This window comes from Mesorhizobium sp. LHD-90 (genome assembly GCF_030929505.1).
Lineage (GTDB): Bacteria > Pseudomonadota > Alphaproteobacteria > Rhizobiales > Rhizobiaceae > Kumtagia.
The window spans coordinates 1-24,405 of sequence record NZ_JAVFVV010000008.1 but is presented as its reverse complement, the minus strand read 5'-3'; the positions used below and the strand labels follow the sequence as shown (position 1 = coordinate 24,405).

22 protein-coding genes and 1 pseudogene are annotated in these 24,405 nt (G+C 65.0%); 11 read left to right on the top strand and 12 right to left on the bottom strand.

Translation table 11 applies throughout. From position 1 onward, the window contains the following. The first annotated feature begins 1 nt into the window (after position 1). A complete protein-coding gene (locus RB623_RS12640) occupies positions 2-796 on the top strand; it encodes an ATP12 family protein (protein ID WP_308057184.1) in 795 nt (264 codons plus the stop codon). Between the two features lie 88 nt (positions 797-884). Here RB623_RS12640 and RB623_RS12635 read toward each other — a convergent pair whose 3' ends face one another. Continuing rightward, entirely contained in the window at positions 885-1,076 is a 192-nt protein-coding gene (locus RB623_RS12635) for a DUF2735 domain-containing protein (protein ID WP_308057183.1), read from the bottom strand. A gap of 412 nt (positions 1,077-1,488) precedes the next feature. Here RB623_RS12635 and RB623_RS12630 point away from each other — a divergent pair, with 412 nt between their 5' ends. The 4 genes from RB623_RS12630 (at position 1,489) to RB623_RS12615 (ending at position 6,061) form a co-directional block, all read left to right on the top strand. Beyond that, positions 1,489-2,529 (top strand): glutamine synthetase beta-grasp domain-containing protein, encoded by a 1,041-nt coding sequence (locus tag RB623_RS12630; protein WP_308057182.1) that lies wholly within the window; start codon positions 1,489-1,491, stop codon positions 2,527-2,529. Positions 2,530-3,018: 489 nt separating this feature from the next. Beyond that, the gene (locus tag RB623_RS12625) at positions 3,019-4,050 is read left to right on the top strand and encodes a TRAP transporter substrate-binding protein (RefSeq protein WP_308057181.1); all 1,032 of its coding nucleotides are present in this window, start codon (positions 3,019-3,021) and stop codon (positions 4,048-4,050) included. 74 nt (positions 4,051-4,124) lie between these two features. Continuing rightward, on the top strand, positions 4,125-4,622 hold the full coding sequence (locus RB623_RS12620) for a TRAP transporter small permease (protein ID WP_308057180.1): 498 nt from the start codon (positions 4,125-4,127) through the stop codon (positions 4,620-4,622). Then, positions 4,619-6,061: a TRAP transporter large permease gene (locus RB623_RS12615; protein ID WP_308057179.1), complete on the top strand. Its 1,443-nt coding sequence runs from the start codon at positions 4,619-4,621 to the stop codon at positions 6,059-6,061. The genes RB623_RS12620 and RB623_RS12615 overlap by 4 nt, the downstream gene beginning before the upstream one ends. Positions 6,062-6,158: 97 nt before the next feature. On the opposite strand, the gene RB623_RS12610 is transcribed toward RB623_RS12615, so the two are convergent. From RB623_RS12610 to minC (RB623_RS12595), 4 genes are read right to left on the bottom strand one after another with little or no spacing between them, the layout of a single operon-like run. Next, on the bottom strand, positions 6,159-6,335 hold the full coding sequence (locus tag RB623_RS12610; RefSeq protein ID WP_308057178.1) for a hypothetical protein: 177 nt from the start codon (positions 6,333-6,335) through the stop codon (positions 6,159-6,161). A 59-nt stretch (positions 6,336-6,394) separates the two neighbouring features. Then, positions 6,395-6,658: a cell division topological specificity factor MinE gene (gene minE, locus RB623_RS12605; protein WP_308057177.1), complete on the bottom strand. Its 264-nt coding sequence runs from the start codon at positions 6,656-6,658 to the stop codon at positions 6,395-6,397. After that, positions 6,655-7,470: a septum site-determining protein MinD gene (gene minD / locus RB623_RS12600; RefSeq protein WP_308057176.1), complete on the bottom strand. Its 816-nt coding sequence runs from the start codon at positions 7,468-7,470 to the stop codon at positions 6,655-6,657. Before minD ends, minE begins: the two co-directional genes overlap by 4 nt. A 31-nt stretch (positions 7,471-7,501) precedes the next feature. Continuing rightward, on the bottom strand, positions 7,502-8,251 hold the full coding sequence (gene minC, locus RB623_RS12595; RefSeq protein WP_308057175.1) for a septum site-determining protein MinC: 750 nt from the start codon (positions 8,249-8,251) through the stop codon (positions 7,502-7,504). Between the two features lie 651 nt (positions 8,252-8,902). On the opposite strand from minC (RB623_RS12595), the gene RB623_RS12590 reads away from it, so the two are divergent. Continuing rightward, entirely contained in the window at positions 8,903-12,634 is a 3,732-nt protein-coding gene (locus RB623_RS12590) for a DUF4347 domain-containing protein (protein WP_308057174.1), read from the top strand. A 38-nt stretch (positions 12,635-12,672) separates the two neighbouring features. Here the strand turns inward: RB623_RS12590 and minC (RB623_RS12585) are convergent. Continuing rightward, positions 12,673-12,924 (bottom strand): annotated as a pseudogene (gene minC / locus RB623_RS12585) (septum site-determining protein MinC); the annotation flags it as partial. A gap of 217 nt (positions 12,925-13,141) precedes the next feature. Here minC (RB623_RS12585) and RB623_RS12580 point away from each other — a divergent pair. Then, complete coding sequence (locus RB623_RS12580; protein ID WP_308057173.1) at positions 13,142-13,981, top strand: alpha/beta hydrolase; 840 nt, start codon at positions 13,142-13,144, stop codon at positions 13,979-13,981. A gap of 114 nt (positions 13,982-14,095) precedes the next feature. Here the strand turns inward: RB623_RS12580 and glnA are convergent, their stop codons facing one another. Further along, positions 14,096-15,505, bottom strand: coding sequence for a type I glutamate--ammonia ligase (gene glnA, locus RB623_RS12575; RefSeq protein WP_308057172.1), 1,410 nt, complete (start codon positions 15,503-15,505; stop codon positions 14,096-14,098). A gap of 64 nt (positions 15,506-15,569) precedes the next feature. After that, positions 15,570-15,908 (bottom strand): P-II family nitrogen regulator, encoded by a 339-nt coding sequence (locus tag RB623_RS12570; RefSeq protein WP_308057171.1) that lies wholly within the window; start codon positions 15,906-15,908, stop codon positions 15,570-15,572. Between the two features lie 308 nt (positions 15,909-16,216). On the opposite strand from RB623_RS12570, the gene RB623_RS12565 reads away from it, so the two are divergent. Both RB623_RS12565 and RB623_RS12560 read left to right on the top strand, forming a co-directional pair. Beyond that, complete coding sequence (locus RB623_RS12565) at positions 16,217-17,722, top strand: NAD(P)H-hydrate dehydratase (RefSeq protein ID WP_308057170.1); 1,506 nt, start codon at positions 16,217-16,219, stop codon at positions 17,720-17,722. 27 nt (positions 17,723-17,749) lie between these two features. Beyond that, entirely contained in the window at positions 17,750-19,738 is a 1,989-nt protein-coding gene (locus tag RB623_RS12560; RefSeq protein ID WP_308057169.1) for a hypothetical protein, read from the top strand. A 7-nt stretch (positions 19,739-19,745) separates the two neighbouring features. On the opposite strand, the gene RB623_RS12555 is transcribed toward RB623_RS12560, so the two are convergent. The 3 genes from RB623_RS12555 to RB623_RS12545 all read right to left on the bottom strand — a co-directional run bounded on the left by RB623_RS12555 (position 19,746) and on the right by RB623_RS12545 (position 23,100). Beyond that, the gene (locus RB623_RS12555; protein WP_308057168.1) at positions 19,746-20,897 is read right to left on the bottom strand and encodes a GGDEF domain-containing protein; all 1,152 of its coding nucleotides are present in this window, start codon (positions 20,895-20,897) and stop codon (positions 19,746-19,748) included. A gap of 139 nt (positions 20,898-21,036) precedes the next feature. Next, positions 21,037-21,849, bottom strand: a complete 813-nt coding sequence (locus RB623_RS12550; protein ID WP_308057167.1) for a DUF72 domain-containing protein — start codon at positions 21,847-21,849, stop codon at positions 21,037-21,039. A 333-nt stretch (positions 21,850-22,182) separates the two neighbouring features. Beyond that, complete coding sequence (locus RB623_RS12545; RefSeq protein WP_308057166.1) at positions 22,183-23,100, bottom strand: DUF930 domain-containing protein; 918 nt, start codon at positions 23,098-23,100, stop codon at positions 22,183-22,185. 216 nt (positions 23,101-23,316) lie between these two features. Between RB623_RS12545 and RB623_RS12540 the strand changes: the two genes are divergently transcribed. Both RB623_RS12540 and RB623_RS12535 read left to right on the top strand, forming a co-directional pair. After that, complete coding sequence (locus RB623_RS12540; RefSeq protein ID WP_308057165.1) at positions 23,317-23,727, top strand: type II toxin-antitoxin system prevent-host-death family antitoxin; 411 nt, start codon at positions 23,317-23,319, stop codon at positions 23,725-23,727. Next, positions 23,724-24,113 carry a type II toxin-antitoxin system VapC family toxin gene (locus RB623_RS12535; RefSeq protein ID WP_308057164.1) on the top strand — a complete coding sequence of 130 codons (390 nt, stop codon included), beginning with the start codon at positions 23,724-23,726 and terminating at the stop codon, positions 24,111-24,113. The genes RB623_RS12540 and RB623_RS12535 overlap by 4 nt, the downstream gene beginning before the upstream one ends. A gap of 20 nt (positions 24,114-24,133) precedes the next feature. Here the strand turns inward: RB623_RS12535 and RB623_RS12530 are convergent. Continuing rightward, on the bottom strand, positions 24,134-24,405 hold a 272-nt coding region (locus tag RB623_RS12530; protein ID WP_308057163.1), incomplete at its 5' end, for an integrase core domain-containing protein.

Sequence of the window (24,405 nt, the reverse complement as noted above, 5' to 3'; positions counted from 1 at the left end):
GATGCGCGATTTGCTGAACGACCTCGACGCCACCCGGCATCTTTCCGATCCGGACCCCGTGCGCCGCGCCCAGATCCAGATGAAGACGCCGCTGCCGAAGCGGTTTTACGCCGCGGTGGCGGTGGAACCCGGCTCGTCGGGTCATGTCGTGAAACTCGACGGCAAGCTCGCACGAACGCCGGCGCGGGCGCCGCTCGAACTGCCGAGCGAGGCCGCGGCGCGGCTCGTCGCCGACGAATTCGACGCGCAGCAGGAGGTGATCGATCCGGTCGCCATGCCGGTGATGCGGCTTGCCAACACCGCGATCGACGGGGTGGCGCGCGAGGCCGACGCCGTGCTGGAGGATATCCTGCGCTTCGCCTCGTCCGACCTGCTCTGCTACCGGGCCGACGCGCCGGAGGGGCTGGTGGCGCGCCAGAACGAGGCCTGGGACGGCGTGATCGACTGGGCGCGCGATACGCTGGGCGCCCGGCTGAACCTCGCCGAAGGCATCATCCATGTCGAGCAGCCGCGCGAGGCGATCGCTGCGATTGGCCTGCATCTGCGCGGCCGCGCCGAACCGTTCCGGCTGGCGGCGCTGCATCTGATGACCTCGCTGACCGGATCGGCGCTGCTGTCGCTGGCGGTGGAGGCGGGCGAACTCGACGCAGAGACGGCCTGGGCGGCCGCCCATGTTGACGAGGACTGGCAGGTCGAGCACTGGGGCCAGGATTCGGAGGCCATGGCGCGCCGCGCCGCCCGCCGCCGCGACATGCTTGCGGCCGCGCGACTGGTCGAGGCGCTGAACGAAGCCTGAAGAAGCCGATCGTTTCGACGCAGATCGCTATCTTGCCGGGGTGCGGCTAGGCACGCGAAGCCGGTGGAAGGGCAGGGGCCCCGGACTCCTACCGCTTGCCGTCCAGTTCTTCCTGGATGGCCGCCTGATGATACCAGGCGTCGAAGGCGAGGCTGGCGACACGCGGCATCATGACGACCTTGCCCGAATTCGCCTGGGAGCTTTTCGGGTTCGCTACCGCGCGGGCCTTCGTCGGGAAGGTATAGACCTTGGCGGATTGGCGCTGGATTGTCGGCGTCATGGCGGTGAGTCCTGCTTGCGTCCTCGTCTAGACAGGTTGAATATGAGTCTATATAGGCTCTGCCAACGATTTGGGCAACCTGCATTTATAAACTTCATTATTTGCCTGTATTTTAGGCGACATCTACTTCTGCATAACTTGACGCCAGACGGATCGCTGTCGGCATCCGGTTCACAACCACGAGAACGTCCTGAAAGCCGGCGAAGTTCCGGCTGGTGCGCCGCGCAAAGCGAGGCGGCGCCACCGCCGCGAGGCTTCGCGTGCGGCGGGACGCCGCGTTTCGGCTGGTTTTCCGCGCCTGCCGGTGGGTTGGCATGTTAATTGCTCTTTAATCACGCGGGACCGGCCCGTCGCGGCCGGACACCTTTGGCTGCGCCGCCGAGGCTGGCGCAACGGTTCTAGAGAGGTCGGAATGACGAAATACAAGCTCGAATATATCTGGCTCGACGGCTACGTGCCGACGCCGAGCCTGCGCGGCAAGACGCAGATCAAGGAATTCGCCGAGTTTCCGACGCTCGAGCAACTGCCGCTGTGGGGTTTCGACGGCTCGTCCACCCAGCAGGCCGAAGGCCATAGCTCGGATTGCGTGCTGAAGCCGGTCGCGCTTTATCCCGATCCGGCGCGCACCAACGGCGTGCTCGTCATGTGCGAAGTCATGATGCCGGACGGCGTCACGCCGCATGCCTCCAACAGCCGCGCCACCATCCTCGACGACGAGGATGCCTGGTTCGGCTTCGAGCAGGAGTATTTCTTCTATAAGGACGGCCGTCCGCTGGGCTTCCCCGAGAGCGGCTATCCCGCCCCGCAGGGCCCGTATTACACCGGCGTCGGCTACAAGAATGTCGGCGACATCGCTCGCCAGCTTGTCGAGGAGCATCTCGACCTCTGCCTCGCCGCCGGCATCAACCATGAAGGCATCAACGCCGAGGTGGCGAAGGGCCAGTGGGAGTTCCAGATTTTCGGAAAAGGCTCGAAAAAGGCCGCCGACCAGATCTGGATGGCGCGCTACCTGCTGCTGCGCCTGTGCGAGAAGCATGGCATCGATATCGAGTTCCATTGCAAGCCGCTCGGCGACACCGACTGGAACGGCTCGGGCATGCACTGCAACTTCTCGACTGCCTATATGCGCGAAGTTGGCGGCAAGGACTATTTCGAGGCGCTCATGGCGGCCTTCGACAAGAACCTGATGGACCATATCGCCGTCTACGGCCCGGACAACGACAAGCGCCTGACCGGCAAGCACGAGACCGCGCCGTGGAACAAGTTTTCCTACGGCGTGGCCGACCGCGGCGCCTCGATCCGCGTTCCGCATTCCTTCGTCAACAACGGCTACAAGGGTTATCTTGAGGATCGCCGCCCCAACAGCCAGGGCGACCCCTACCAGATCGCCTCGCAGGTTCTGAAGACGATCTCGGAAGTGCCGATCGAATCGGCAAAGAAGGCCGCTGCGTAAGCGCAGCCGCACCCGGTTTTGAACGAGCCCGGCGGAGCGATCCGCCGGGCTTTTTGTTGCGGCGAACCGCCCGCGCCGTACCGCCGCAAGAATGGGGATGTTGGGGGCTTCCGGGCCATGCTCGGGGCCGGTCATCGCGGTTCCGAATGGGACGGAGGTTGGCGCTTGCCCAAGTGGCCGCGGGCCAGACAAGCGCCAACAGGGGCACTTGACCCGCCAAAAGAAGTAATTAACCTGTGAAGTAAGATGCAGTGTAGTGAGAAAGGCGTTGTAATGGCCGAGGTTTTGCCCGACTTTCGAATCGGTTGACGTGTCGCTTCGGTCGGCAGATCAAAGCGGAATCGAATACCGGGCATGAGGAGGTCCGGCGCGGGTATCCCAAGCGGGAAAGCCGCCTCGGTGCGGAAGACAGGGCAATCCAACGATCAGTCACCCAGAGTGACGCCATGTTCCAGGGAGGAGACGATGGGACTTTCGCGACGTGCATTCATGGCATCCACAGGCGCGGCGCTGGCCGCGCCGGCACTGCTCGGGTCCGGTCCGGCCCGCGCTCAGGAGACGGTGACGCTCAAGCTGCACCACTTCCTCCCGCCGGTCTCCAACGTCCATGCAAAGCTGCTGGTGCCGTGGACGAAGACAATCGAGGAAAATAGCCAGGGCAGGCTGAAGATCGAGATCTTTCCGGCCATGCAGCTCGGCGGCAAGCCGCCGCAGCTTTATGACCAGGCGGCCAACGGCGTCGTCGACATAGTCTGGACCTTGCCCGGCAACACGCCGGGGCGGTTCCCGTCGACGGAGGTGTTCGAACTGCCGTTCATCGCCGCCCGGAATGCGACGGCCAATGCGCCTGCCGCCCAGGAGTATGGTGAGACCCACCTGGCGAAAGAGACGGCCGACACAAAGATCCTGTGCTTCTGGGCCCACGATCACGGCCTGATCCACACCAACAAGCCGATCGCCAAAATGGAGGACCTCGCCGGGCTGAAGCTGCGCAATCCGACGCGGCTGGCCGGCGAGGCGCTGACCGCGCTCGGCGCCACCTCGGTCGGCATGCCGGTACCGCAGGTTCCGGAAGCGCTGGCGCAGGGCACCATCGACGGCTGCGTCATCCCGTGGGAGGTGGTGCCGTCGGTCAAGGTCGACGAGTTGACCAAGTTCCATACCGAGATACCAGCATCGCCGACACTCTACACAACGACCTTCTTCCTCGCCATGAACAAGGCGCGCTACGAGGGCTTGCCGGACGATCTCAAGGCCGTCCTCGACAAGAACAGCGGCATGGCGTTTGCCAAGCTCGCCGGCGAGATGTGGGACACCGTTGGCGCCGAAGTCCGCGCCAAGGTCGAAGCCGGTGGCAAGGGCACCATCAGCTCGATCTCAGAAGAGGAGAAGGCGCGCTGGGTCGAGGCGACCAAGCCCGTCCACGTCAAGTGGGTCGAGGGCGTCAAGGCCAAGGGGCTGGACGGGGATGCGCTGATCAAGACGGCGCAGGAACTGATCGCGAAATACTCTGCCGCCTGAGAATCGCGCGTCGCGCCGTTGCGCCGGCGATCTTCTGACTCCTGCTTGCGGGGTATTGCATGGATGTGTCGGACGTGGCGGGACCGCCTGACGGCCCCCGCCTGGGACTGGCCGACAGGCTGGCAGCCGGGCTGGCCGTCATCGGCGGCATACTGATCTGCCTGGCCGCATGCCTGGTGACGGTCAGCGTGGTTGGTCGCTGGCTGTTCAACAGCCCGGTGACTGCCGACTACGAAATGGTCGAGATCGGGGTCGGCGTCGCCGTCTTTGCCTTCCTCGGCTACACGCAGGCACGCAGCGGCCACATCGCCGTCGACACCTTCACGTCGCGCCTGCCGGCCCGGTTGAACGCCGTCATCGATGGTGTCTGGGACCTCGTGCTTGCTGGATTCCTTGGCTTCTTCGCCTGGGGCCTGTACTCCGGCGGCATGGAGGCGCGCCAGTACGGTGCCACGCTGGTTCAGTTGCCGTGGCCGGTCTGGCCCGTCTACCTGGTCTGTGCCGTGCTCGCCGGGCTGGCCTGCCTGATCGCCGTCGCCACCGCGCTTATCAAGATCGGAGGGCGGCGATGAGCGGGTTTGCCATTGCCCTTCTCGGCTTCGTCGCCCTGCTGGTGCTCATCGCGATCCGCATGCCGATTGCGCTGGCGATGCTGGTCGTCGGTGCTGTCGGTTACGCCCAGCTCAACGGCGCGCATGCGCTGATCTACTATCTGCGCACCAACGCCTACAGCCAGTTCGCCAGCTACACGCTCTCCGTCATCCCGCTGTTCATCCTGATGGGGGCGCTGGCAGAGCGGTCCGGAATGGCCGCGACCCTGTTCAAGGTGGCGGAACGCCGGCTGGGACGGGTGAAGGGCGGCATGCCGATGGCGGTCATCGCCGCTTGCACGGGCTTTGGCGCAATCTGCGGCTCCTCGGTCGCGACCACGGCGACATTCGGCCGGGCGGCCCTGCCCGAACTGCGCCGCACGAGGGTCGACAACGGCTTCGGCACCGGCACGATCGCTGCCGGCGGCACGCTCGGCATCCTCATCCCGCCATCGGTGATCTTGGTTATCTACGCCATCACCACCGAGCAGAACATCGCAAAGCTGTTCCAGGCGGCTCTCATCCCGGGCCTGATGGCGTCGATTTTCTACTGCGTCGCCATCGCGGTCGCGGTGCGGCGCAATCCGCAGCTCGCGCCGCCGCCGGAGATTGCGCCGCCGCCGGCGACGCCGCGCCCGAAATGGGCTCGCCCTCTCGGGATACTGATGATGGTCGCGGCCGTCGCCTTGTGGTCCACCGGCCAAGCCAATGCCGTCGGCGCTATCCTGATCGGCATATTGGGCCTGCTGCTGGTCGCCGTCGACTATGCCATCATTCCAGCCGCCGGGATCGCCATCATCGTGGTCGGTGGCATCTACGGAGGGGTGTTTACCCCGACTGAGGGCGCCGCGGTCGGCGCCGCCATCATGCTTCTCATCGGGCTGGTCCAGCGCAGCCTCGACACGCAGCGCATCAAGGCGGCGTTCCTGCAGACCGCCGAGACGACCGGCATGATCTTCCTGATCCTGCTTGGCGCGGAAGTTTTCGGCGCGTTCCTGGCCCTGACGCAAATGCCGACCGCTCTGGCCGCGATGATCGGCGAAGCCGGACTGGCGCCTTACGCCGTCATCTGCGGCATGCTGGCGATCTACATCTTGCTCGGTGCGGTGATGGACGAACTGGCGATGATCCTGCTCACCCTGCCGGTTTTCATGCCGATCGTGCTGACGCTGGATTTAGGCATGAGCCAGGAGGACGTCGCCATCTGGTTCGGCATACTGGTCCTGGTCGTCGTCGGCATCGGGCTTGCCGCGCCGCCGATCGGCCTCAACGTCTTCGTCATCAACAAGATCGCCGCCGACGTGCCGATCACACGCACCTATCGCGGCGTCATTCCCTTCGTCATCGCCGACCTGATCCGCCTGGTCATCCTGACCGCCTTTCCGGTCCTGTCGCTCTGGCTGGTCAAGGCGCTGAATTGATGCTTTTGCGACTGCCGCGCGCAAGACGGGCGGCACGCCCTTGGCTGGCCTTGGTTTGACCGGTCGACCGAGTGCGGCGCGGTGTGGGCGCTCGGCCCTATTGCAGGTTGGGGGCCGACCGCGCGGATGCCGCGGCGGCGGCCTCGCAAACCTCCACGTGTTTTGCCAGCGCTTCCTTGGAAAGCATCGCGCTGACCGCGCAGATGTCGCGGTTCTGGAATTTCGGCGTCTGCTGGAGTTCTTGAAGCCGCTGAAGAAGTGCCAATCGGGTCATGCTCGTCTCCTTTCGTTCTGTCGGTCAGGCAAACGCGCCCGCCGCTGGAGCGGGCGGCGTCAGGCCGCCCGCGCGCCCGCGTTCAGCGGGATCTCGATGTCGACTTCCAGCGTCGAGACCTTCTCGCCGCGGTCCATCTTGACGTTCACCTTGTCCTGGTCGATCTGCACATGCTTGGCGATGACGGCGAGGATTTCCTCCCTGAGTTTCGCCACGAGATCGGAATGCCCGACCGACGCCCGCTCATGGGCGAGCAGCACCTGCAGGCGTTCGCGCGCCGTCGGCGCCGAGCTTTTCTTGTTGAAGAAGTTGAAAAGGCTCATGCCGCCCTCCTTCCGAAGAACTTGCTGAACAGGCCGCGCTTTTCGCCCGGAATGGTGATCGGCAGGGCTTCGCCGGCAAGCCTGCGCGCGGCGTCGAGATAGGCGATCGCCGGCGCGCTCTTGCTGTCGGCAAGCGTCACCGGAGCGCCGACGTTGGAGGCGCGCAGCACGTCCATGCTTTCCGGGATGATGCCGAGCAGCGGGATCGACAGGATTTCGAGTACGTCGTCGACCTTCAGCATGTCGCCGCGCTCGGCGCGGACGGGGTCGTAGCGGGTGAGCAGCAGGTGCTTTTCGACCCGCTCCCCGGCCTCTGCCTTGGCGGTCTTGGAATCGAGCATGCCGATGATGCGGTCCGAGTCGCGGACGGACGAGACTTCGGGATTGGTGACGATGACGGCGGTGTCGGCATGGCGCATGGCAAGGGTGGCGCCGCGCTCGATGCCGGCCGGGCTGTCGCAGATGATCCAGTCGAAATGGCGCTTCAGGTCGGCCATCACCCGCTCAACGCCTTCCGCCGTCAGGCAATCCTTGTCGCGGGTCTGCGAGGCCGGCAGCAGGAACAGCGTCTCCAGCCGCTTGTCGCGGATCAGTGCCTGCGGCAGTTTTGCATCGCCCTGGATGACGTTGACCAGGTCGTAGACGACCCGGCGCTCGGCACCCATGACGAGGTCGAGATTGCGCAGGCCGACGTCGAAATCGACGACGACGGTCTTTTCGTTGCGCTGCGCCAGCGCAGCGCCAAGGGCGGCGGTCGAGGTGGTCTTGCCGACGCCTCCCTTGCCCGATGTAACAACGATCACTTTTGCCATTTCGCTCTCCTGTCCCCCGGTCTTTTGCCGGCTAGTTCAATGCTTCCGCGACGATGGCGTCGCCTTCCAGCCAGAACTGGACGGCCTGCCCGCGCAGCCGGGCGTCCATGTCCTCGGCGGTCTTGTAGAGGCCGTCGATCGCCAGCAGCTCGGCTTCCAGCTTGCGGCAGAAGATGCGCGCGGCGGCATTGCCGACCGACCCGGCCAGTGCGCGCCCGCGCAGCGTGCCATAGACGTGGATCGAGCCGCCGGCGACGATTTCGGCGCCCGACGCGACCGAGCCGACGACGGTGACGTCGCCTTCCGGAAAAATCACCGACTGTCCGGAGCGCACGGGCTCGCGGATGATGATGGACTGCGCCGGCCGGATCGTCTGGATATCCGCGGGCCGCGGCTCGGCAGGTCCGTTTGGAATTGCGTCGCGTGCATCGGCGCTCGTCTCCGTCACGGGCGTCTCGAAGTCGGGAGCCGGACGGCCGCCGCGCAAGGAGGGGGGCATGCCCGGGCCGAGCAGCGATGGCCGCGCCCCCTCGACGCCCATGAGCCACACGTTGCGCTTGGCGAGCGCACCGACCAGTTCCGTCAGTTGCGACCGGTTGATGTCGAGGTTGTCGACGTCGAGCACGACGGGCCGTCCAAGGAAGAATCCCGTGGAACGCGCCGCGAGGTCGTCTAGTCGGGCGAGCCAGCCGTCGAACGGCAATTCCGGCGAAAGGGTAAGCGCCAGGAAGGAGCGGCCCTTGAGGCGGATCGGTCGCGTGTCTGTTAGGGCTTGATTCATCTCGGTTAATTTTCCGTTGCTTCGATCCGTAGGGGCATGATGGTTAACCAATGGTTAACGCCGGGGGCCGACATGGGCGGGAAGTGGGAATTCGGTCGTAAAAAGGCATTTATCCACGGAGGCTTGCGTCGCGCTTTTGTCAGGCAGCCGGTCCGGCTTCCCTCAGCTTCATCGTGGCAGGATAGCTGAGTCGCGGCGCCTGGCGTGTGGCGCGAGGGGAACAGGCAAAGTTTCACCGATGCCGCCCCGGCTCGTCAGGGTCGGTTCGGCGGGCGCCGTGCTTCGGGCCTTAAGGCCGCTCGGCCGATGAACCATATCAACCTTCGTGCCCGTCGTTGCGGATCGCCTCGCCGAAATCCACCATTTTCGGCTCGGCCTGGCCTGAATCTCAACACACCCTAGTCTTTCACAGATCCATATTTCGTTTTGCGAATACAATTCGTGGTGGTAGAGACGGAAAATTGCGTCGGGGCCGGGGGGCTCGTCATCTTTGCTCTTCTTCCACCCTGCAACCGTTGTCGTCCGGGATTCGGCTGACGTCCGCTCCGTCCGCGGAGGGCTGGCCGGTATCCCTTCCGGTCACGGATACCGACAATGAAAGAGACGGCCGTGCGCTGGGCGGGCTGGCGATAATTTGGAGGCGGATGAACGATGGGACAGGTGGCAACGGCGACCGGCTCGCGCAACGAGGTGATCTTCGTCGACGGACGCATCGACGACCTTCGCTCCATCCTCGAAGGCGCCGATCCGGGCGCCGAGATCGTCGTCATCGATCCCTTGCGGGACGGCATCGCGCAGATCGCCGAGGCGCTCGCCGGCCGCACCGGCATCGACGCCATCCACATCGTCAGCCATGGCGACGAAGGGACGCTGCTGATCGGCGACAGCCTGCTGAACTCCGGCAACATCGCCGCACATGCCGACGCGCTCTCCGGCATCGGACAGTCGTTGACGGAAACCGGCGACATTCTGCTCTATGGCTGCGCGGTCGGCCGGGGCGAGGCGGGGCGGGAGTTCCTTGACGCGCTCGCGGCGGCGACGGGAGCCGACGTCGCCGCGTCCGACGATGTCACCGGCGCGGCGGCGCTCGGCGGCGACTGGGAGCTTGAAACCCGGCAGGGGTCGGTAGAAGCATCCGCCCTGACCGCCGCCGACTATGCCGGGCTTCTCCCGGTTTCTTATACCGAGGGCGATCTCTTCCCGAACCTGGTCCCAGGGACCAACGGCTCGATCAACACCACCTTCCAGTTCCTGGCCGGCGATTTCGATCACGACGGCGACGACGACCTCTCCTTCTGGACCGGCTCGGGCGACGCCTACTACCGCAATAACGGCAACGGCACGCTCACCTACTTCGCCAATCTGACCGGGACGCCTTTCGAGGGGCTGTCCGCGGCGCCGAACTACGGACCGTCCAATACGGTCCTCGCAGATTTCGACAACGATGGCGACCGCGACATCCTTTACTTCGCCAACGGAACCCACACGTACCTCACCTACAACGGCGCACATTACGTTGCGGGAACGTCACCCTTCGCGGGGCTCACGAGCGCGACCCAGAATATTTTCCTGCCGGGGGATTTCGACAACGACGGCGACGTCGACCTCGTTGCCTGGAACGGGACCCAGGAAATCTACTACCGCAACAACGGCTCGGGCGCGTTTACCAGCATCACCGACATGTCCCTGACGCCTTTCGCGGGCGTCCCCGTCCCCGCTTGGGGCCCGGAGAGCACGCGGGTTGCGGATTTCGATGGCGATAACGACCAGGACATCCTCTTCTTCAGGGGCGATACCGATCAGTTCGTCTATCTGCGAAACAATGGGGGAAGCTACAGCCAGCAGGCTTCGCCTTTCGCTGCACTGTCGACCAACGGCTCAGACCCCACCACGACCGTCGTCGGCGATTTCGACAGCGACGGCGACGTCGATATGCTGTTCTGGAACGGCAGCGCCGAGGCCTATTATCGCAACAATGGCAGCGGCAGCTACACGCTGACGACCGACCTCTCCACGACGCCATTCGCCGGACTTGCCTTCATCCCGGCCGTGGGTCCGAACAATATGGAGATCGCCGACTTCGACGCTGACGGCGACATCGACATCCTGCTCTACCGCGCGGGCGATCACTCCACCTATACGCAGAACGGCGCCCCGCCCCGCCTCGTCTCCTCGACGCCGGCCGACAATGCCGGCTCGGTCTCGACGAGCGCGAACGTCACCCTCACCTTCAACGAAGCCGTTTTCACCGGGGCTGGCGACATCACGCTTCGCCGCGTGTCCGACAATGCCATCGTCGAGAGCTTTGCCGGCAACGACGCGCGGGTGACGGGGTCGGGCACGGCGACCCTCACCATCGACTTCGCCACCACGCTTGCCGGCAGCACCGGTTACTACCTGCAGTTCGAGGCCGGGGCGATCGTCGACGCCGACGGAATGACCTTCGGCCGGCTGGACGGGCTCCAGCGTGTCGGCATCACCGATGCGCAGTTCCTCAACTTCACCACGGCGACGGCCAACACCGCTCCCTCGGTCGCAGCCAATCTGGGCCTGACGCTTGCGGAAGGCGCCTCGGGGACGATCGGCGCCGGCCTGCTGGACTTCAACGACGCCGAACAGGGCGATGCGGCGATCACCTATACGGTCACCTCGGTCGTGACCAACGGCACGCTGTTCCGCAACGGCGTGGCGCTTGGATTGAATTCGACCTTCACCCAGGCCGACATCAACGCCAATCTGATTTCCTATACCCACAATGGCGGCGAGACGACCTCCGCCTCATTCGGCTTCTCGGTCTCGGATGGCGTGGGCGGCACGACACTGGGCCAGACCTTCACCTTGACCGTCAATGCGGTGGACGACCCCGGTGTTGCGCAGGACGACGCTTTTGTCACCGACGAGGCGACGGCGATCGGCGGCGGCAGCGTCTTCGGCAACAATGGCTCCGGCCTCGACACCGATCCCGATTCGGCGCTCACCGTGGCGCTGGTGAACGGCGCGGCCTTTACCGATGGCGTCGCGACAACGCTGGCGTCGGGCGCGCTGCTGACGATGAATGCCGACGGCACCTTCAGCTACAACCCCAATGGCGCCTTCGACGATCTGGCGGATTCTGCCTCGGGCGCCAACGACATCATCCGCGACGACAGTTTTACCTACACGCTGGCCGACGGCGACACCGCCACGGTGACCGTCACCGTAGCCGGCCTCGACAGCGACGGCGACATTTTGCGTGGAACCGCCGGCATCGACAACATCTTTGCTGGCGGCATCAGCAGCGACCTCTATTTCGTCGACGATGCCGGCGACTCGATCATCGAGACGGCCGGCAACGGCGCCGCCGACCGAGTTGCCGCCTTAGTCAGTTTCGCGCTTTCGACCGACGACGACATCGAGATCCTGTCGACCAATTCGTCGACCGGCAAGGCGGCGATCGACCTCAAGGGCAACACTCTGTCGCAGGCCATCGTCGGCAATGCCGGCAAGAACACCCTGCATGACGGCGGCGTCGGTGGCGCCGACAAGATGGCCGGCCTCGCCGGCAACGACACCTATGTCGTCTACAATTCCGCCGACGTCATAGTCGAGAAGGCCGACGAAGGCACCGACCGGGTCGCTGCCGGCGTCGACTATGTGCTCGCCAAGGGCGTCCATGTCGAACTGCTCAACACCACCTCCTTGAACGCCACCTATTCGGTAAACCTGACCGGCAACCGGTTCGCCCAGACCATCCGCGGCAATGACGGCGACAACATTCTGCATGATGGCGGCGCGGGCGCCGCCGATACGCTGATCGGCGGCGAGGGCGACGACGGTTTCCAGGTCTACAATTTCGGCGACGTAATCGTCGAACTCGACGGCGAAGGCGCCGACCGGGTGAGCGCGGCGGTGGACTTCGTGCTGACCGCCGGAGCCCATGTCGAATATCTGAACACCACTTCGCTGCTGGGCACCAACGCGGTCGACCTGACCGGCAACGAGCTTGTCCAGCTAGTCCGCGGCAACGACGGCGCCAACACGCTGGACGGCGGCGGCGGCGAGGACCTGCTGTACGGCATGGGCGGGGCGGACAACTTCCGCTTCTCGACGGCGCTCGGGCCCACCAACATCGTCCGCATCGCCGATTTCGTTGTCGCCGACGACACGATCCAGCTCGACGATGCGATCTTCACGGCGCTGGCGGGGTTGGGCACGCTCGATCCGGTCGCGTTCAAGGACACGGCCACGGGGGTCAAGGACGCCGACGACCGCATTATCTACAATTCCGACACGGGAGCGCTTCTCTACGATGCCGACGGCTCCGGCACTGTATTCGGCAATGTCCGCTTCGCCACGATCATCGGATCGCCGGCGCTGACGGCGGCCGACTTCGTGGTGGTGTGAGCAGGGCGGCCTGCCTCCAGGACCCTCGGATGCGGTCCGCCGTCGCGCAGCGTTGGGGGCATGCCGGGGCCGAGCAGCGACGGCCGCGCGCCCTCGACGCCCATCAGCCCAGACGTTACGCCTAGCGAGCGCGGCGAGCAGCTCGGTCAGTTGCGACCGGTTGATGTCGAGATTGTCGACGTCGAGCACCACCGGCCGCCCGAGGAAGAAGCCGGTCGGGCGCACTGCTAGATCGTCGAGCCTCGTGAGTCATCCATCGACGGCAGTTCCGGCGAAAGCGTCAGCGCCATGAAGGAGCGGCCCTTGAGGCGGATCGGTCGCGTATCTGTTAGCGGCTGATTCGTCGTGGTCGATTTTCCGTTGCTTCCCGATGGCCGCCGTCGCTGCTGTCGGCCTCGTCTGTAACCGGGCCGTTTCCAGTATGGGCACCCTTGCAGCGTCGTCCCGCAACAGCCGCCTCCTACAAGACGTGTTCGTGCGGGCAAAGGCCGTCCTGTGGAGCACGACATGATCGAGGAAGCGCACCGACACATCGAATATGAAGAGCGCGGGTCGGGTCCGACGCTCGTCTTGGTGCCCGGATCGTGCAGCACCGGCGCGGCTTGGCGCCCGGTAATGAAGGTGCTTGACGGCAGCTTCCGTTTCGTGACGACGAGCCTGCTCGGTTATGGCGCGACCGCGGAGCGGCGGACCGAAAGCGATTCTTCCGTGTTGCGCGAGGTCGAGATGCTGGAGGCTGTCGTCGGCAGGGCCGGTGGCCAAGTGCATCTCGTCGGCCACTCCTTCGGCGGCGCGGTGGCGCTGATTGTCGCCACGCGCAAGCGCGTGAAGATCGCCAGCTTGACGGTGCTGGAGGCGCCGCTGCCCTCCCTGCTGCGCCATTGTCATGAGCACGCGCATTATCGCGCGTTCCGCGACATGACCGACGCCTATTTCGCCGCCTATCGCGGCGGTGACCGGGAGGCGATCCGTATGATGATCGACTTCTACGGCGGCGAGGGGACCTATGCGTCCTGGCCGGAGAAAGTCCGCGCCTATGCCGTCGAGACGACGCTGGTCAACATGCTCGATTGGGCGAGTGCGTACGATCACCCGCTGGCGCCGGAAACGCTGGCGGCTATCGATGTTCCCGTCTCCGTGGTCGTCGGCGGCAGCAGCCACCCTGCCATCTGCCGTGCCAACGGCCTTGTCAGCGTGTCGATCGAGGGTGCGACGTTCAAGGCGATCGGCGGTGCAGCGCATTTCATGATCTCGACCCATCCTGGACAGGTCGCCAACCTGATCGCCGACAATGTCACGCGCGGGCAAAGGCGGTCGCCACGCCCCGACACTTCGGGGACAACTTAGTCAAGGGGCATGGCGCAGGCGGTTGTCGATCGGCCGCCAACCCGCAACAAAAAACCCCGGCGTTTCCACCGGGGCCATTTGTCCGCCTGAGCGGCTATCAGCGAAGCTCTCGCCTCACACTGAATAATACATATCATACTCGACCGGGTGCGGGGTCATCTCGAAGCGCATGACCTCGGCCATCTTCAGCTCGATATAGGCGTCGATCTGGTCGTCGTCAAAGACGCCGCCGGCCTTCAGGAAGCCGCGGTCCTTGTCGAGGCTCTGCAGCGCCTCGCGCAAGCTGCCGCACACGGTGGGGATCTTCTTCAACTCCTTCGGCGGCAGGTCGTAGAGATCCTTGTCCATCGGCTGGCCGGGATGGATCTTGTTCTTGATGCCATCAAGGCCGGCCATCAGAAGCGCGGCGAACGCCAGATACGGGTTCGCGCCCGGATCGGGGAAGCGGATCTCGACGCGCTTCGACTTCGGCGACGAGCCGAAGGGGATGCGGCAGGAGGCCGAGCGGTTGCGCGCCGAGTAGGCGAGCAGCACCGGCGCTTCATAACCCGGCACCAGCCGCTTGTAGGAGTTGGTCAGCGGATTGGTGAAGGCGTTGATCGCCTTGGCGTGCTTGATGATGCCGCCGATATAGAACAGGCAGTTTTCCGAAAGGCCGGCATATTCGTTGCCGGCGAAGGTCGGCTTGCCGTCCTTCCAGATCGACATGTGAACATGCATGCCCGATCCGTTGTCGCCGAAGATAGGCTTCGGCATGAAGGTGGCCGTCTTGCCGTAGGCGTTGGCAACCTGGTGCACGACGTATTTGTAGATCAGCATCTTGTCGGCGTTGCGCACCAGCGCGTCGAACTTCACGCCGAGCTCGTGCTGGGCGGCCGCCACCTCGTGGTGATGCTTCTCGACGCGCACGCCCATCTGGCCGAGCACGGTCAGCATCTCGGAGCGCATGTCCTGGGCAGAATCGATCGGCGGAACCGGGAAATAGCCGCCCTTGACGCGCGGCCGGTGGCCGAGATTGCCGGTCTCGTAGTCAGTGTCGTCGTTGGACGGCAGTTCAGTCGAGTCGAGCCTGAAGCCGGTATTGTAGGGATCTGCCTTGTATTTGACGTCGTCGAACACGAAAAACTCGGCTTCCGGTCCGACGAAGATGGTATCGCCGACGCCTTCCGCCTTCATGTAGGCCTCGGCCTTCTTGGCGGTGCCGCGCGGGTCGCGGTTGTAGGACTCGCCGGAGACAGGGTCGAGGATGTCGCACAGAACGACCATCGTCGACTGCGCGAAGAACGGGTCCATGTGGACTGTGTCCGTGTCGGGCATCAAAACCATGTCGCTTTCGTTGATGGCCTTCCAGCCGGCAATCGAGGAACCGTCGAACATGACGCCATCGGCGAACATGTCCTCGTCAACCTCTGCGACATCCATTGTGACGTGCTGAAGCTTGCCCTTCGGATCGGTGAAGCGCAGGTCGACGAATTTCACGTCGTTGTCCTTGATCTGCTTCATGATGTCTTTGGCTGTCGTCATGTGGCGTTTTCCCTGATTTGACGTTTTGAAAGAATAGATTTCGAAAAGGTCTGACGCCCGGCGCTCAGATCGCGTCGATGCCGGTCTCGCCGGTGCGGATGCGGATGACTTCCTCGATGTTGGAGACGAAGATCTTGCCGTCGCCGATGCGGCCGGTCTGCGCCGCCTTGCGGATCGCCTCGATTGCGCCTTCGACCGCGTCGTCGCCCAGCACCACCTCGATCTTCACCTTGGGCAGGAAGTCCACCACATATTCGGCGCCGCGGTAGAGTTCGGTGTGGCCTTTCTGCCGCCCGAACCCTTTTGCCTCGGTGACCGTGATGCCCTGCAGGCCCGCTTCCTGAAGCGCTTCCTTCACCTCGTCGAGCTTGAACGGCTTAATGATCGCTTCAATCTTCTTCATTTTGATTTCGGCCTCCAGTCAAAGGGCAAGGAACTCGCCGGCCCGCTTACCCGACACCCTAAGCACGTTCCGTGCCAGTTATCGGCGGTATCGCCGATGCGTCTCATTTCCGAGCAAGTCCTATCAACCGGCCTCGACTCATCGCGCCGCGTTCTCAGGTTGCTGCCTTTACGGCCAATATGGCCGGATGACTAATTTTTAATCAGCCTATATTTTGGGTTTTTTGCCTAGAAATTAGGCAGGCGCCCCTCGCGCTTCGTTCGCTGCTCCTCCTGTGCTATCCGACACCGAACCGGCCGGAGCAGTCAATGGCGCTTGAAGTTTTGACACCCGACGAAATGGCCGAATGCGACCGCCGCGCAATTGCCGCCGGCCCGTTCGACGGGCTGGCGCTGATGAAGCGGGCAGGGGCGGCGGTGGCGGACGCGGTGTTTTCGCGTCTCGCCGGCGTGACACGGGTCGACGTGCTCTGCGGTCCGGGCAACAATGGCGGCGATGGTTACGTGGCGGCCGAACTGCTGCGACGGTCGGGCGCCGCGGTTGCGGTCTTTGCCGACGGCCCGCCGCGCGCCGGATCGGATGCCGCGCTGGCCGCAGCCGAATGCACGGTCGCCGCAGAGCCTCTCGCGGCGTTCTCGCCCATGCCCGGGACGATCGTCGTCGACGCGCTGTTCGGCGCCGGGCTGGCGCGCGCGCCCGACGGCAATGTGCGGCGCGCCATCGATCTGACGAACCAGATGGGCTTGCCGGTGGTCGCCGTGGACCTGCCGAGCGGGGTTTCCGGCGCGACCGGACAAATTCTGGGCGCGGCGTTTCGCTCCGCGGTCACCGTGACCTTCGTGCGCCCGAAACCGGGGCACCTGCTTCTTCCCGGAAAACTTGCCTGCGGCGAGGTCGTGGTCGCCGACATCGGTATCCCTGACACGATCGTCGCATCGGTGGGTGCCGCTTGCTTCGAGAACCGACCGGCGCTGTGGCAACGGTCGTTGCCCAGCCCCGGCGTCGACGCCCACAAATATTCGCGCGGGCATGTCGCGGTGTTCTGCGGTGGCGCCACCGCGACCGGCGCCGCGCGGCTGTCGGCCATGGCCGCCGCTCGCGCCGGGGCGGGGGCGGTAACGCTGCTCTCACCGCTGGAGGCGCTGGCTGTCAACGCCGCGCACCTCACCTCGATCATGCAGCGCAAGGCCGACACCGTCGGCGAGGTGCTGGCGTTCCTGGCGGAGCGGCGTCCGGCGGCGCTGGTCTACGGCCCCGGCCTGTCGCCCGACGCCGAGACGGCGCGAAGCCTGTTCCGGCTGCTTGGACGCTGGGAGCATCCCGCGCCGGTGGTGATCGACGCCAGTGCGCTCACCGCGCTCGCCCGCGTGCCCGATCTGCTGCCGCCGCCGGGCGGCCGGCCGGCCGAACTGGTGATCACCCCGCATGAGGGCGAGTTCCAAAGATTGTTTCCGGACATTTCCGAGGAAAAGGTGCCGTCGAAGCTGGAACGTGCCCGGCTTGCGGCCAAAAGGATCGGCGGCACGATCATCTACAAGGGACCGGACACGGTGATCGCCACGCCGGACGGACGCGCAGCCATCAACACCAACGGTACGCCGCTGCTGGCGACGGCCGGCTCCGGCGACGTGCTGTCGGGCATCGTCGCCGGCCTGCTGGCGCAAAAGATGCCGGCCTTCGAGGCTGCCTGCGCCGGTGTCTGGATGCATGCCGAGGCTGCAAAACGTTTCGGGCCCGGGCTGATCGCCGAGGATTTGCCGCAGGCACTGCCGCCAGTGCTGCGCGACCTGCACGCTCCCGAAAATCTCGGCTAGACTCGCGGCGGGCCGCCAGGGGGATTCATGCCTGCCAGAAGTCTTGCCGTTCTTGTTCTTCTACTGGCGACGATGATGCCGGCATTTGCCGGCGGGTCGGTGCTTTTCCTGGACGACAGAGGACTGCTCGCCCGGCTGGAGGAGCGCGGCTACGGTTTTGGCGATCTGTTCGGCAAAAAAGGCGCCGCCGATCTCGAAACACTCTATCGCGAGGCGCCGGCCTACAAGTCGATCGTCGACACGATCGGCGCCGACGTCGGCGCGCTGCGGGCCGAGATGAAGGAGGGCGGCCGGCAGCTTTTTGAAGTCACCGACGGCAATGTCGGGCGCATCATCGACATGCGCTGGCTGAAGACCAAGGCGGCGGCCTTCCGGCTGGTGGGCGTCGTCAACCGCGTCGACCGTCGCGACTTCCTTGCGCTCAAGGGCAGCACCGGCTGCGGCGAGGCGCGCTTCGTCTACCGGCTGGCCTACGCCTTTCGCAAGAACGGCAAGGGCAAGGTGCTGGCGTCGCGCCTGCCGTTCAATCTCAACGCGGTGTTCGACATTGCGCCGGACGCCGACGGTTCGTGCCAGGGCGTCGCCGCGCGCTGGACGCCGGGCTTGGACGAGACCGCCGACATCGGCTGGCTGGTGGGCGGGCCGCTGGAGCGCGACGCGCTGACGTTTCGCCAGCTCGAGGTGAACGCCCAGGTGGTGCGCTTCCCCTCGGGCCAGGAAACCGAATTCGGCGGCCAGGCGGCCTATCTCATGCGCATCTTCGCCGTGAAGGGCGACGCTGCTTCGGAGGTGCCGCTGGAGAACACGGTCGACACCGCGCGGTTGTTGGCCGATGCCGGGCTGAAGGCCGCGCTGGCGGACTATGTCCTGCAGAACGTTTCGGCCATCGACACCGGCGTCTACGAAATCCCTGAGCGGTTCCTGGCGCGAAAAGTCGTGTCCTATTCGACCTTCGGCAGCGCGCGCGCCGTCAACCATCCGTTCTCCGGCCTGTTCCAACCGGCGGATTTTTCCCGCCCCGACTTCTCGGCCGGCCGGCTGGTGCGTTCGCCGGAGGCGCTGCTTGACCGTCTCGACAACGGCGCTTGCCAGGGCTGCCATCAGTCCGGTTCGACGGCTGGATTCCATGTCATCGGGCTGGACGATGCGTCGACGTCGCCGCTGAACAGCATAGAGGTAGGCATCTCGCCGCATCTGCACGCGGAGTTGCCGCGCCGCACGGCCTATCTTGCCGCGGTGGCGAGTGGAGCGGAGCCGAACCGGTTCCGGCCGCTATCCGCCGCGCCGCCGGCCGACTGGTCGGCCGGCAAGCCGGCGTATGAAACGGCGGGCGCAGCCATGCCGTGCATGATGGCGGAGGAGGCGAAAAATTTCGGCGATAGCTGGAGTTGCGGCGCCGGCACCGTCTGCACGCCGCTCGCCGGAACCTCCGACGGCCGTTTTCGGCTGGCGCAATGCCTGCTGCCGCAAAGTTCGCCAAAGATGTTTTCAGGCCATCCCTGCATGGCGGGCGAGATCGCCACGGATCAGAGCCGGCCCTTCAACGACCGCATGAACATCACCGGGCAGTTCGCCGCCTTCGACAAGACGATCTCGCGCACGGGCTACACCTGCCGGCCGCCCAAGATCGGCGTGCCGGGCGGGCTCGCTTACCGCGCCTGCGACGACCGCGACCGGACTTTCGCTGCCTTCAGGGCGGGCCAGCCGCTACCCAGCGAGATCTGCGGCCTGGCCGGCGGCAAGAAATTCGATCTCTGCGTCGCCACCAACAATTTCGACCAGTGCCTTGGCGGCGCGGTGGTGCGCGGCAATCGACCGACCTGCTCCGCCGAGATGTTTTGCCGCGAGGACTATATGTGCCAGCAGTTCCCGCCCGACACGCCGGGCGTCAAGAAGATCAAGGGTGTGGGTTTCTGCTCGCCCACCTATTTCGTTTTCCAGATGCGGATCGACAACCATACAACGCCGTGGGACGGTGCGGCACGAGCCGGCTATCGCTCGGACGAGGGGGAATAGGACGCGGCTACTTCACCAGCCGGACGTGCCGCATGGCCACCTGATTGCGCCCCTTGCTCTTGGCCGAGTAGAGCGCCTTGTCGGCCAGCCGCAGCACGCTTTCGAAGCTGGCGCCCGCCTCCGTGCCGAAGGCAATGCCGGCGCTGACCGTGCAGGCCAGAATGCCCTGGTCAGTGTCGATCTGGCGGGCGGCAAAATTTGCGCGGATGCGCTCGGCAAGCTGCTCCGCGCGCTCGGGCAAGGTGCGCGACACGACCAGCACGAACTCCTCGCCGCCAAGCCGCGCCGCGCTGTCGGCGCGCCCGGCAGCTTTCGACAGTTCCTCGGCGAAGCTGCGGATCACGCTGTCGCCGGCGGCGTGGCCGAAACGGTCGTTGATCGATTTGAAGTCGTCGAGATCGAAGGCGATCACCGCCGAGAACTGCCGCATCGGAACCGGGCTGTGCAGATCGAATACGGCGCGGCGGTTTAGCAGACCGGTGAGGGAATCGGTGCGCGCTTCGTTGCGATGCTTGCCGGCGGCGCGCCAGTGGTTGAGAGCCAGCGACAACGCACCTATGCCGGTCATGCCGGCAATGTTGACCGCCAGCGACACGTCCTCCGCCCAGTTCTGCGGCGCCTGCCCGAGCACAAGCTTTCCATCCCAGATCAAGACCCCGGCGCACAGCACGAAGCCGAACGCGACGACGCCATAAAGCACGGACAACCCGAGGATCGGGCCCGGCGCTTCCGCCCGGCCGCGCCAGTATTCGTAGGCGGTCGCCGACAACAAGGCCGCCGCGGCGATGTTTTCGGCCATGAAACCCAGCCCGTCATATCCCATCAGGATCGGCGGAACGGCCAGCGCGATCAGCACGCAGCCGCCGATCATCGCCGGTTTCAACGGGGAACGCCCGGTACGAAACTGCCGCGCCGCGCCGAGCAAGGCGGAAAGGCCGGTGAGCAGGGCGATGTAGCAGACCGCACCCAGCAGCGGGCTTGGATCGTCCACGTAGAAGGCGTAGAGCACGACGTAGAAGACGATGAGGACGACACCGGCCGCCCAGGTGAGCAGGAACAGCTCCGTCCTGGCCACGAGCCAGCTCATCAGCAGCGTCGCCGCAAGGCATGCCCCGGAAAAGCCGAGAGCGATCAACAGGGAGTTGTAGTCGAGCGTCATGCCCTTGCCTTGCCCCAAGGCGGCCTGCTGCCCAAATGAACTGTCAGATCATGATGAATGAAGTGTGCATCTTGTCGCAGCCGGGCCGCAAAAATCCCGAGATGCCGTCGTTGAAGGACGTGCTCCGCCGGGTCGGGGCTCAGGTCCCGCCGACCCGCTCCATGAACGCCATGGCGCCCTGGGGCGCGCGCAGCTTGCCTTCATGGATGATGTAGACAAACACGTCGCGCGGCTTCCGCTCAGGCTTGCTGCCCGGATCGGCGAGCGGCAGATCGTCCGGCTGGCCGCCGCCGGCCCATTCCTTGGCGCGCTCGACCCAGCGGTCGAGGTCTTTTGACGTGTAGGCGGTCGGCACCGAATCCTCGCCCTTCTGCAGCCGCGCATAGACGAAATCTGCCGTCACGTCGGCGAATTCCGGATAGTCGTGATGGTGGGCATAGCAGATCGCCATCTTGTGTTTGCGCGCCAGCGCCACGAATTCGGGTACGGCGAAGGAGCCGTGGCGGACCTCAAGCGCGTGCCGCAGCCGACGACCCTGATGCTTGTCGGGCAACAGCTTGAGAAAGCCCTCGAAATCGTCGGGCTCGAACTTTTTGGTCGGCGCGAACTGCCAGACGATCGGCCCGAGTTTTTCGCCGAGTTCCTCCAGCCCCTGCGCGAAGAATTTCGCCATGGACTCGCCGGCTTCCGCCAGCACTTTCCGGTTGGTGACGAAACGATTGCCCTTGATCGAGAAGACGAAATTGTCGGGCGTCTCGGCGTTCCACTTGGCATAGGTGGCCGGCGTGAAGCCGGAATAATAGGTGCCGTTGACCTCGATGGTCGGCACCTGCCGGGAGGCGTATTCGAGCTGCTTCTTCTTCGCCAGCTTTTCGGGATAAAATGTTCCTTCCCACGGCTCAAAAGTCCAGCCGCCCATGCCGGCACGGATTTTTCCGGTTTTTTCCGGCATGTGCTCTCCTCCTGATGCGTTCCGGTGCGGGAAACTACCACCAGGAGGCGGACCGTGACACCTGAAATGCCAACCTAGCAGCATCGCTCCTGACAGCGACGCCTTCGGAGCCCTTTTCCAACGAGGGGAGAAGGGGAAATCTGGTCGACGTCGGCGATCTGCGGCGAGGCTGTTTCGAGGCTCCACCTTCTCCGCTTGTGGGGTCCGAAGGACTAGCCGAGACCCGAGGCTCGGGCCAGGGTGGCGACCGAGCGAAGCGAGGTCGGATGAGTAGTGTTCGACGGAGCCCACGCCGGCGCTGGCCGGACCGAGTTTCGGCGTGGCGCCTGAGTTTTATTGCGAAGGTAGGCCGCGCCGCTCCACCTCCTCGCGCGAGATCGGTTCGCCGACGCGGAAGGCGAATGACACCACGCTGGTTGCGTCCGCATCGACCTGGCATTCGAAGCTCAGATTGCGCCATGCGCCGCCGGCGCGGCGGTAGGCCGAGCGCTGGACCGCGAGAACCGTGCCGTCTTCCAGCCTGTAGGACGGCAGCAGGTCCGGAAAGTGGCCGCCGTTGAGCAGTTGCAGGCGCAGCTCAGTCACGCAGAGCCGGCCGGCGCGGATGCTGCGCGGGGTGTTCGCCATCGCCGTTGTCGCTCTCGGGCCGCCGTTGGCGGATCGTGAGAACAGTTGCCGCGCCTCTTTCAGCCTGGGCTCGGACGTAGTCTTCGCCTTGCCGGGTGTCGGCGGCGGTGCCGGAGGAGCAGCCTTGTCCGGAGCGGTGGTGGCGGTCGCGACCAACTGGTCGGCGGCGCTGCCGGTGTTTTCGTCGGCCTTGCCGGTCGCCTGTTGGGGTTCTGCGGCTTCAGCGGTTTCGTTTCCGGTTTCGGCGGCCGGCAGGTCTTCGTCCTTGTCCGGGCGTTCAGACCTGGCTTCGTCCGTGGCTTTCGGTTCGTCCGTGACGGCGGATGGCGGGTCCGGATTGTCCTCGGCGCCCGCGCCGGCGAGCGATTGGCGCGGCCCGGCATCCTTTTCGCCGAATTTCACGACGGGATTGAGTGCGGGAATTGGGGCAGCGGCCGCCCGTTCCGGCGCCGGCGGTGGCGGCTTGGCCGGTTCAGCGACCGGCGGCGGTGGTGGCGGGGCGGCCTTGGCCGGTTCGGGCGGTTTCGGCGGCGGCTCGAGCGTTACCGATACGACTTCTTCTTCCTGCGGCTGCGGCAGGGTCGGGAGCCCGAAAATGACGAGCGCGGCGATCAGCGCATGCACGATGACGGAGGCGGACACGCCCCAGCCCCGACGCTCGTTGTTCGCCTCGCCATCCATGGGCGTTAATTGGGGCATCCGTGCTGCAGCCGCAAGACGGTGGCTGTCTTGTCGAAGAGGCACTCGTCCAGGGCCTGTCGTATATTGCACTCGACCCAGCATAAAGGGATGGGCAACACGCCGCTTGTATCTAGCTAAGTTCTTAGCTATATTTTCCGCATGGCCACGATCAACATGCACGACGCCAAGACGCAGCTTTCCGACCTCGTCGCCCGTGCCGAGGCGGGGGACGAGATTTTTATCGCCCGCCGCAACAAGCCGGCGGTGAAGCTGGTGCCGGTGGAGATGGTTGGCGAAACGAGCATGAATGAGCCGGGGGGCTTTGCCGAGGACCGGCAAGCTGAATTCGACATGCGAGGGCTGCGCGAAGCGGTGGAAGCAGGCAGGGAGTTCACGATTATGCACGATGGCAAGGCAGTTGCGACGGTCGCGCCGGCTGTCGAGAAGAAGCCGCGCGTGCCAGGGCGGTTCGCGTATCTGCGCGGCAGCATGCCGCCCGACCTGTTCGATCAGCCCCTGGAGCAGGACGAAATTGACGCCTGGGAGGGCAAATATTCGGGCGGCCGGTGAGGTATCTGCTCGATACCCACGCTTTGTTCTGGTGGGTCTATTTTCCCGAACTCCTGCCGCCAGGGGTTCGGGACATTCTTGCCAATCCGGACGTGCGGGTGTTCGCAAGCGCGGTGTCGGCCTACGAAATGTCCTACAAGCATCACCGAGGGCGCAGGCCGGAGGTGGAGCCTCTGGTCGGCGCATTCGACGCGGTCGTGGCGGCGGAGGGGTTTGACCTTCTCCCGCTGTCCGCCGTGCATGCCATACGGGCGGGGTCGTATGGCCCAGAACATCGCGATCCGTTCGACCGGATGCTCGCGGCACAGGCGGTGGTGGAGGGGCTGACGCTGGTGTCGAAGGACGAGGCGATAAGAGAGATGGGGGCGGATCTGGTGTGGGAGTGACTGCATATGGCGATCTCGCGCTAACTGTGGAGCCTCAAGAGGTTGTCCTCGGTTAGTCCGAGGCGGCTGATTGGTGTTTTGGACTTTAGGCTACCATGTGGGCGATGCCAATTGTATCGGTGAAGCCAGATGGGAAGTTCACCGGCTCGGTGGTTTGAAGTTGGATATGCGACGGCGTAGGCCCATTCCCTGAGCGCGGTCTGGATGAAGCGTTCGGCCTTGCCGTTGGTCTTTGGCGTATACGGCTTGGTGCGGATGTGTTTGAGGTCGTGGTCGCGGCAGGCCCTCGCGA

Coding starts and splice junctions, on each gene's coding strand:
- RB623_RS12640 (WP_308057184.1), top strand. CDS start 2: ATGCGCGATTTGCTGAACGACCTCGACGCCACCCGGCATCTTTCCGAT.
- RB623_RS12635 (WP_308057183.1), bottom strand. CDS start 1,076: ATGACGCCGACAATCCAGCGCCAATCCGCCAAGGTCTATACCTTCCCG.
- RB623_RS12630 (WP_308057182.1), top strand. CDS start 1,489: ATGACGAAATACAAGCTCGAATATATCTGGCTCGACGGCTACGTGCCG.
- RB623_RS12625 (WP_308057181.1), top strand. CDS start 3,019: ATGGCATCCACAGGCGCGGCGCTGGCCGCGCCGGCACTGCTCGGGTCC.
- RB623_RS12615 (WP_308057179.1), top strand. CDS start 4,619: ATGAGCGGGTTTGCCATTGCCCTTCTCGGCTTCGTCGCCCTGCTGGTG.
- RB623_RS12610 (WP_308057178.1), bottom strand. CDS start 6,335: ATGACCCGATTGGCACTTCTTCAGCGGCTTCAAGAACTCCAGCAGACG.
- minE (WP_308057177.1), bottom strand. CDS start 6,658: ATGAGCCTTTTCAACTTCTTCAACAAGAAAAGCTCGGCGCCGACGGCG.
- minD (WP_308057176.1), bottom strand. CDS start 7,470: ATGGCAAAAGTGATCGTTGTTACATCGGGCAAGGGAGGCGTCGGCAAG.
- minC (WP_308057175.1), bottom strand. CDS start 8,251: ATGAATCAAGCCCTAACAGACACGCGACCGATCCGCCTCAAGGGCCGC.
- RB623_RS12590 (WP_308057174.1), top strand. CDS start 8,903: ATGGGACAGGTGGCAACGGCGACCGGCTCGCGCAACGAGGTGATCTTC.
- RB623_RS12580 (WP_308057173.1), top strand. CDS start 13,142: ATGATCGAGGAAGCGCACCGACACATCGAATATGAAGAGCGCGGGTCG.
- glnA (WP_308057172.1), bottom strand. CDS start 15,505: ATGACGACAGCCAAAGACATCATGAAGCAGATCAAGGACAACGACGTG.
- RB623_RS12570 (WP_308057171.1), bottom strand. CDS start 15,908: ATGAAGAAGATTGAAGCGATCATTAAGCCGTTCAAGCTCGACGAGGTG.
- RB623_RS12565 (WP_308057170.1), top strand. CDS start 16,217: ATGGCGCTTGAAGTTTTGACACCCGACGAAATGGCCGAATGCGACCGC.
- RB623_RS12560 (WP_308057169.1), top strand. CDS start 17,750: ATGCCTGCCAGAAGTCTTGCCGTTCTTGTTCTTCTACTGGCGACGATG.
- RB623_RS12555 (WP_308057168.1), bottom strand. CDS start 20,897: ATGACGCTCGACTACAACTCCCTGTTGATCGCTCTCGGCTTTTCCGGG.
- RB623_RS12550 (WP_308057167.1), bottom strand. CDS start 21,849: ATGCCGGAAAAAACCGGAAAAATCCGTGCCGGCATGGGCGGCTGGACT.
- RB623_RS12540 (WP_308057165.1), top strand. CDS start 23,317: ATGGCCACGATCAACATGCACGACGCCAAGACGCAGCTTTCCGACCTC.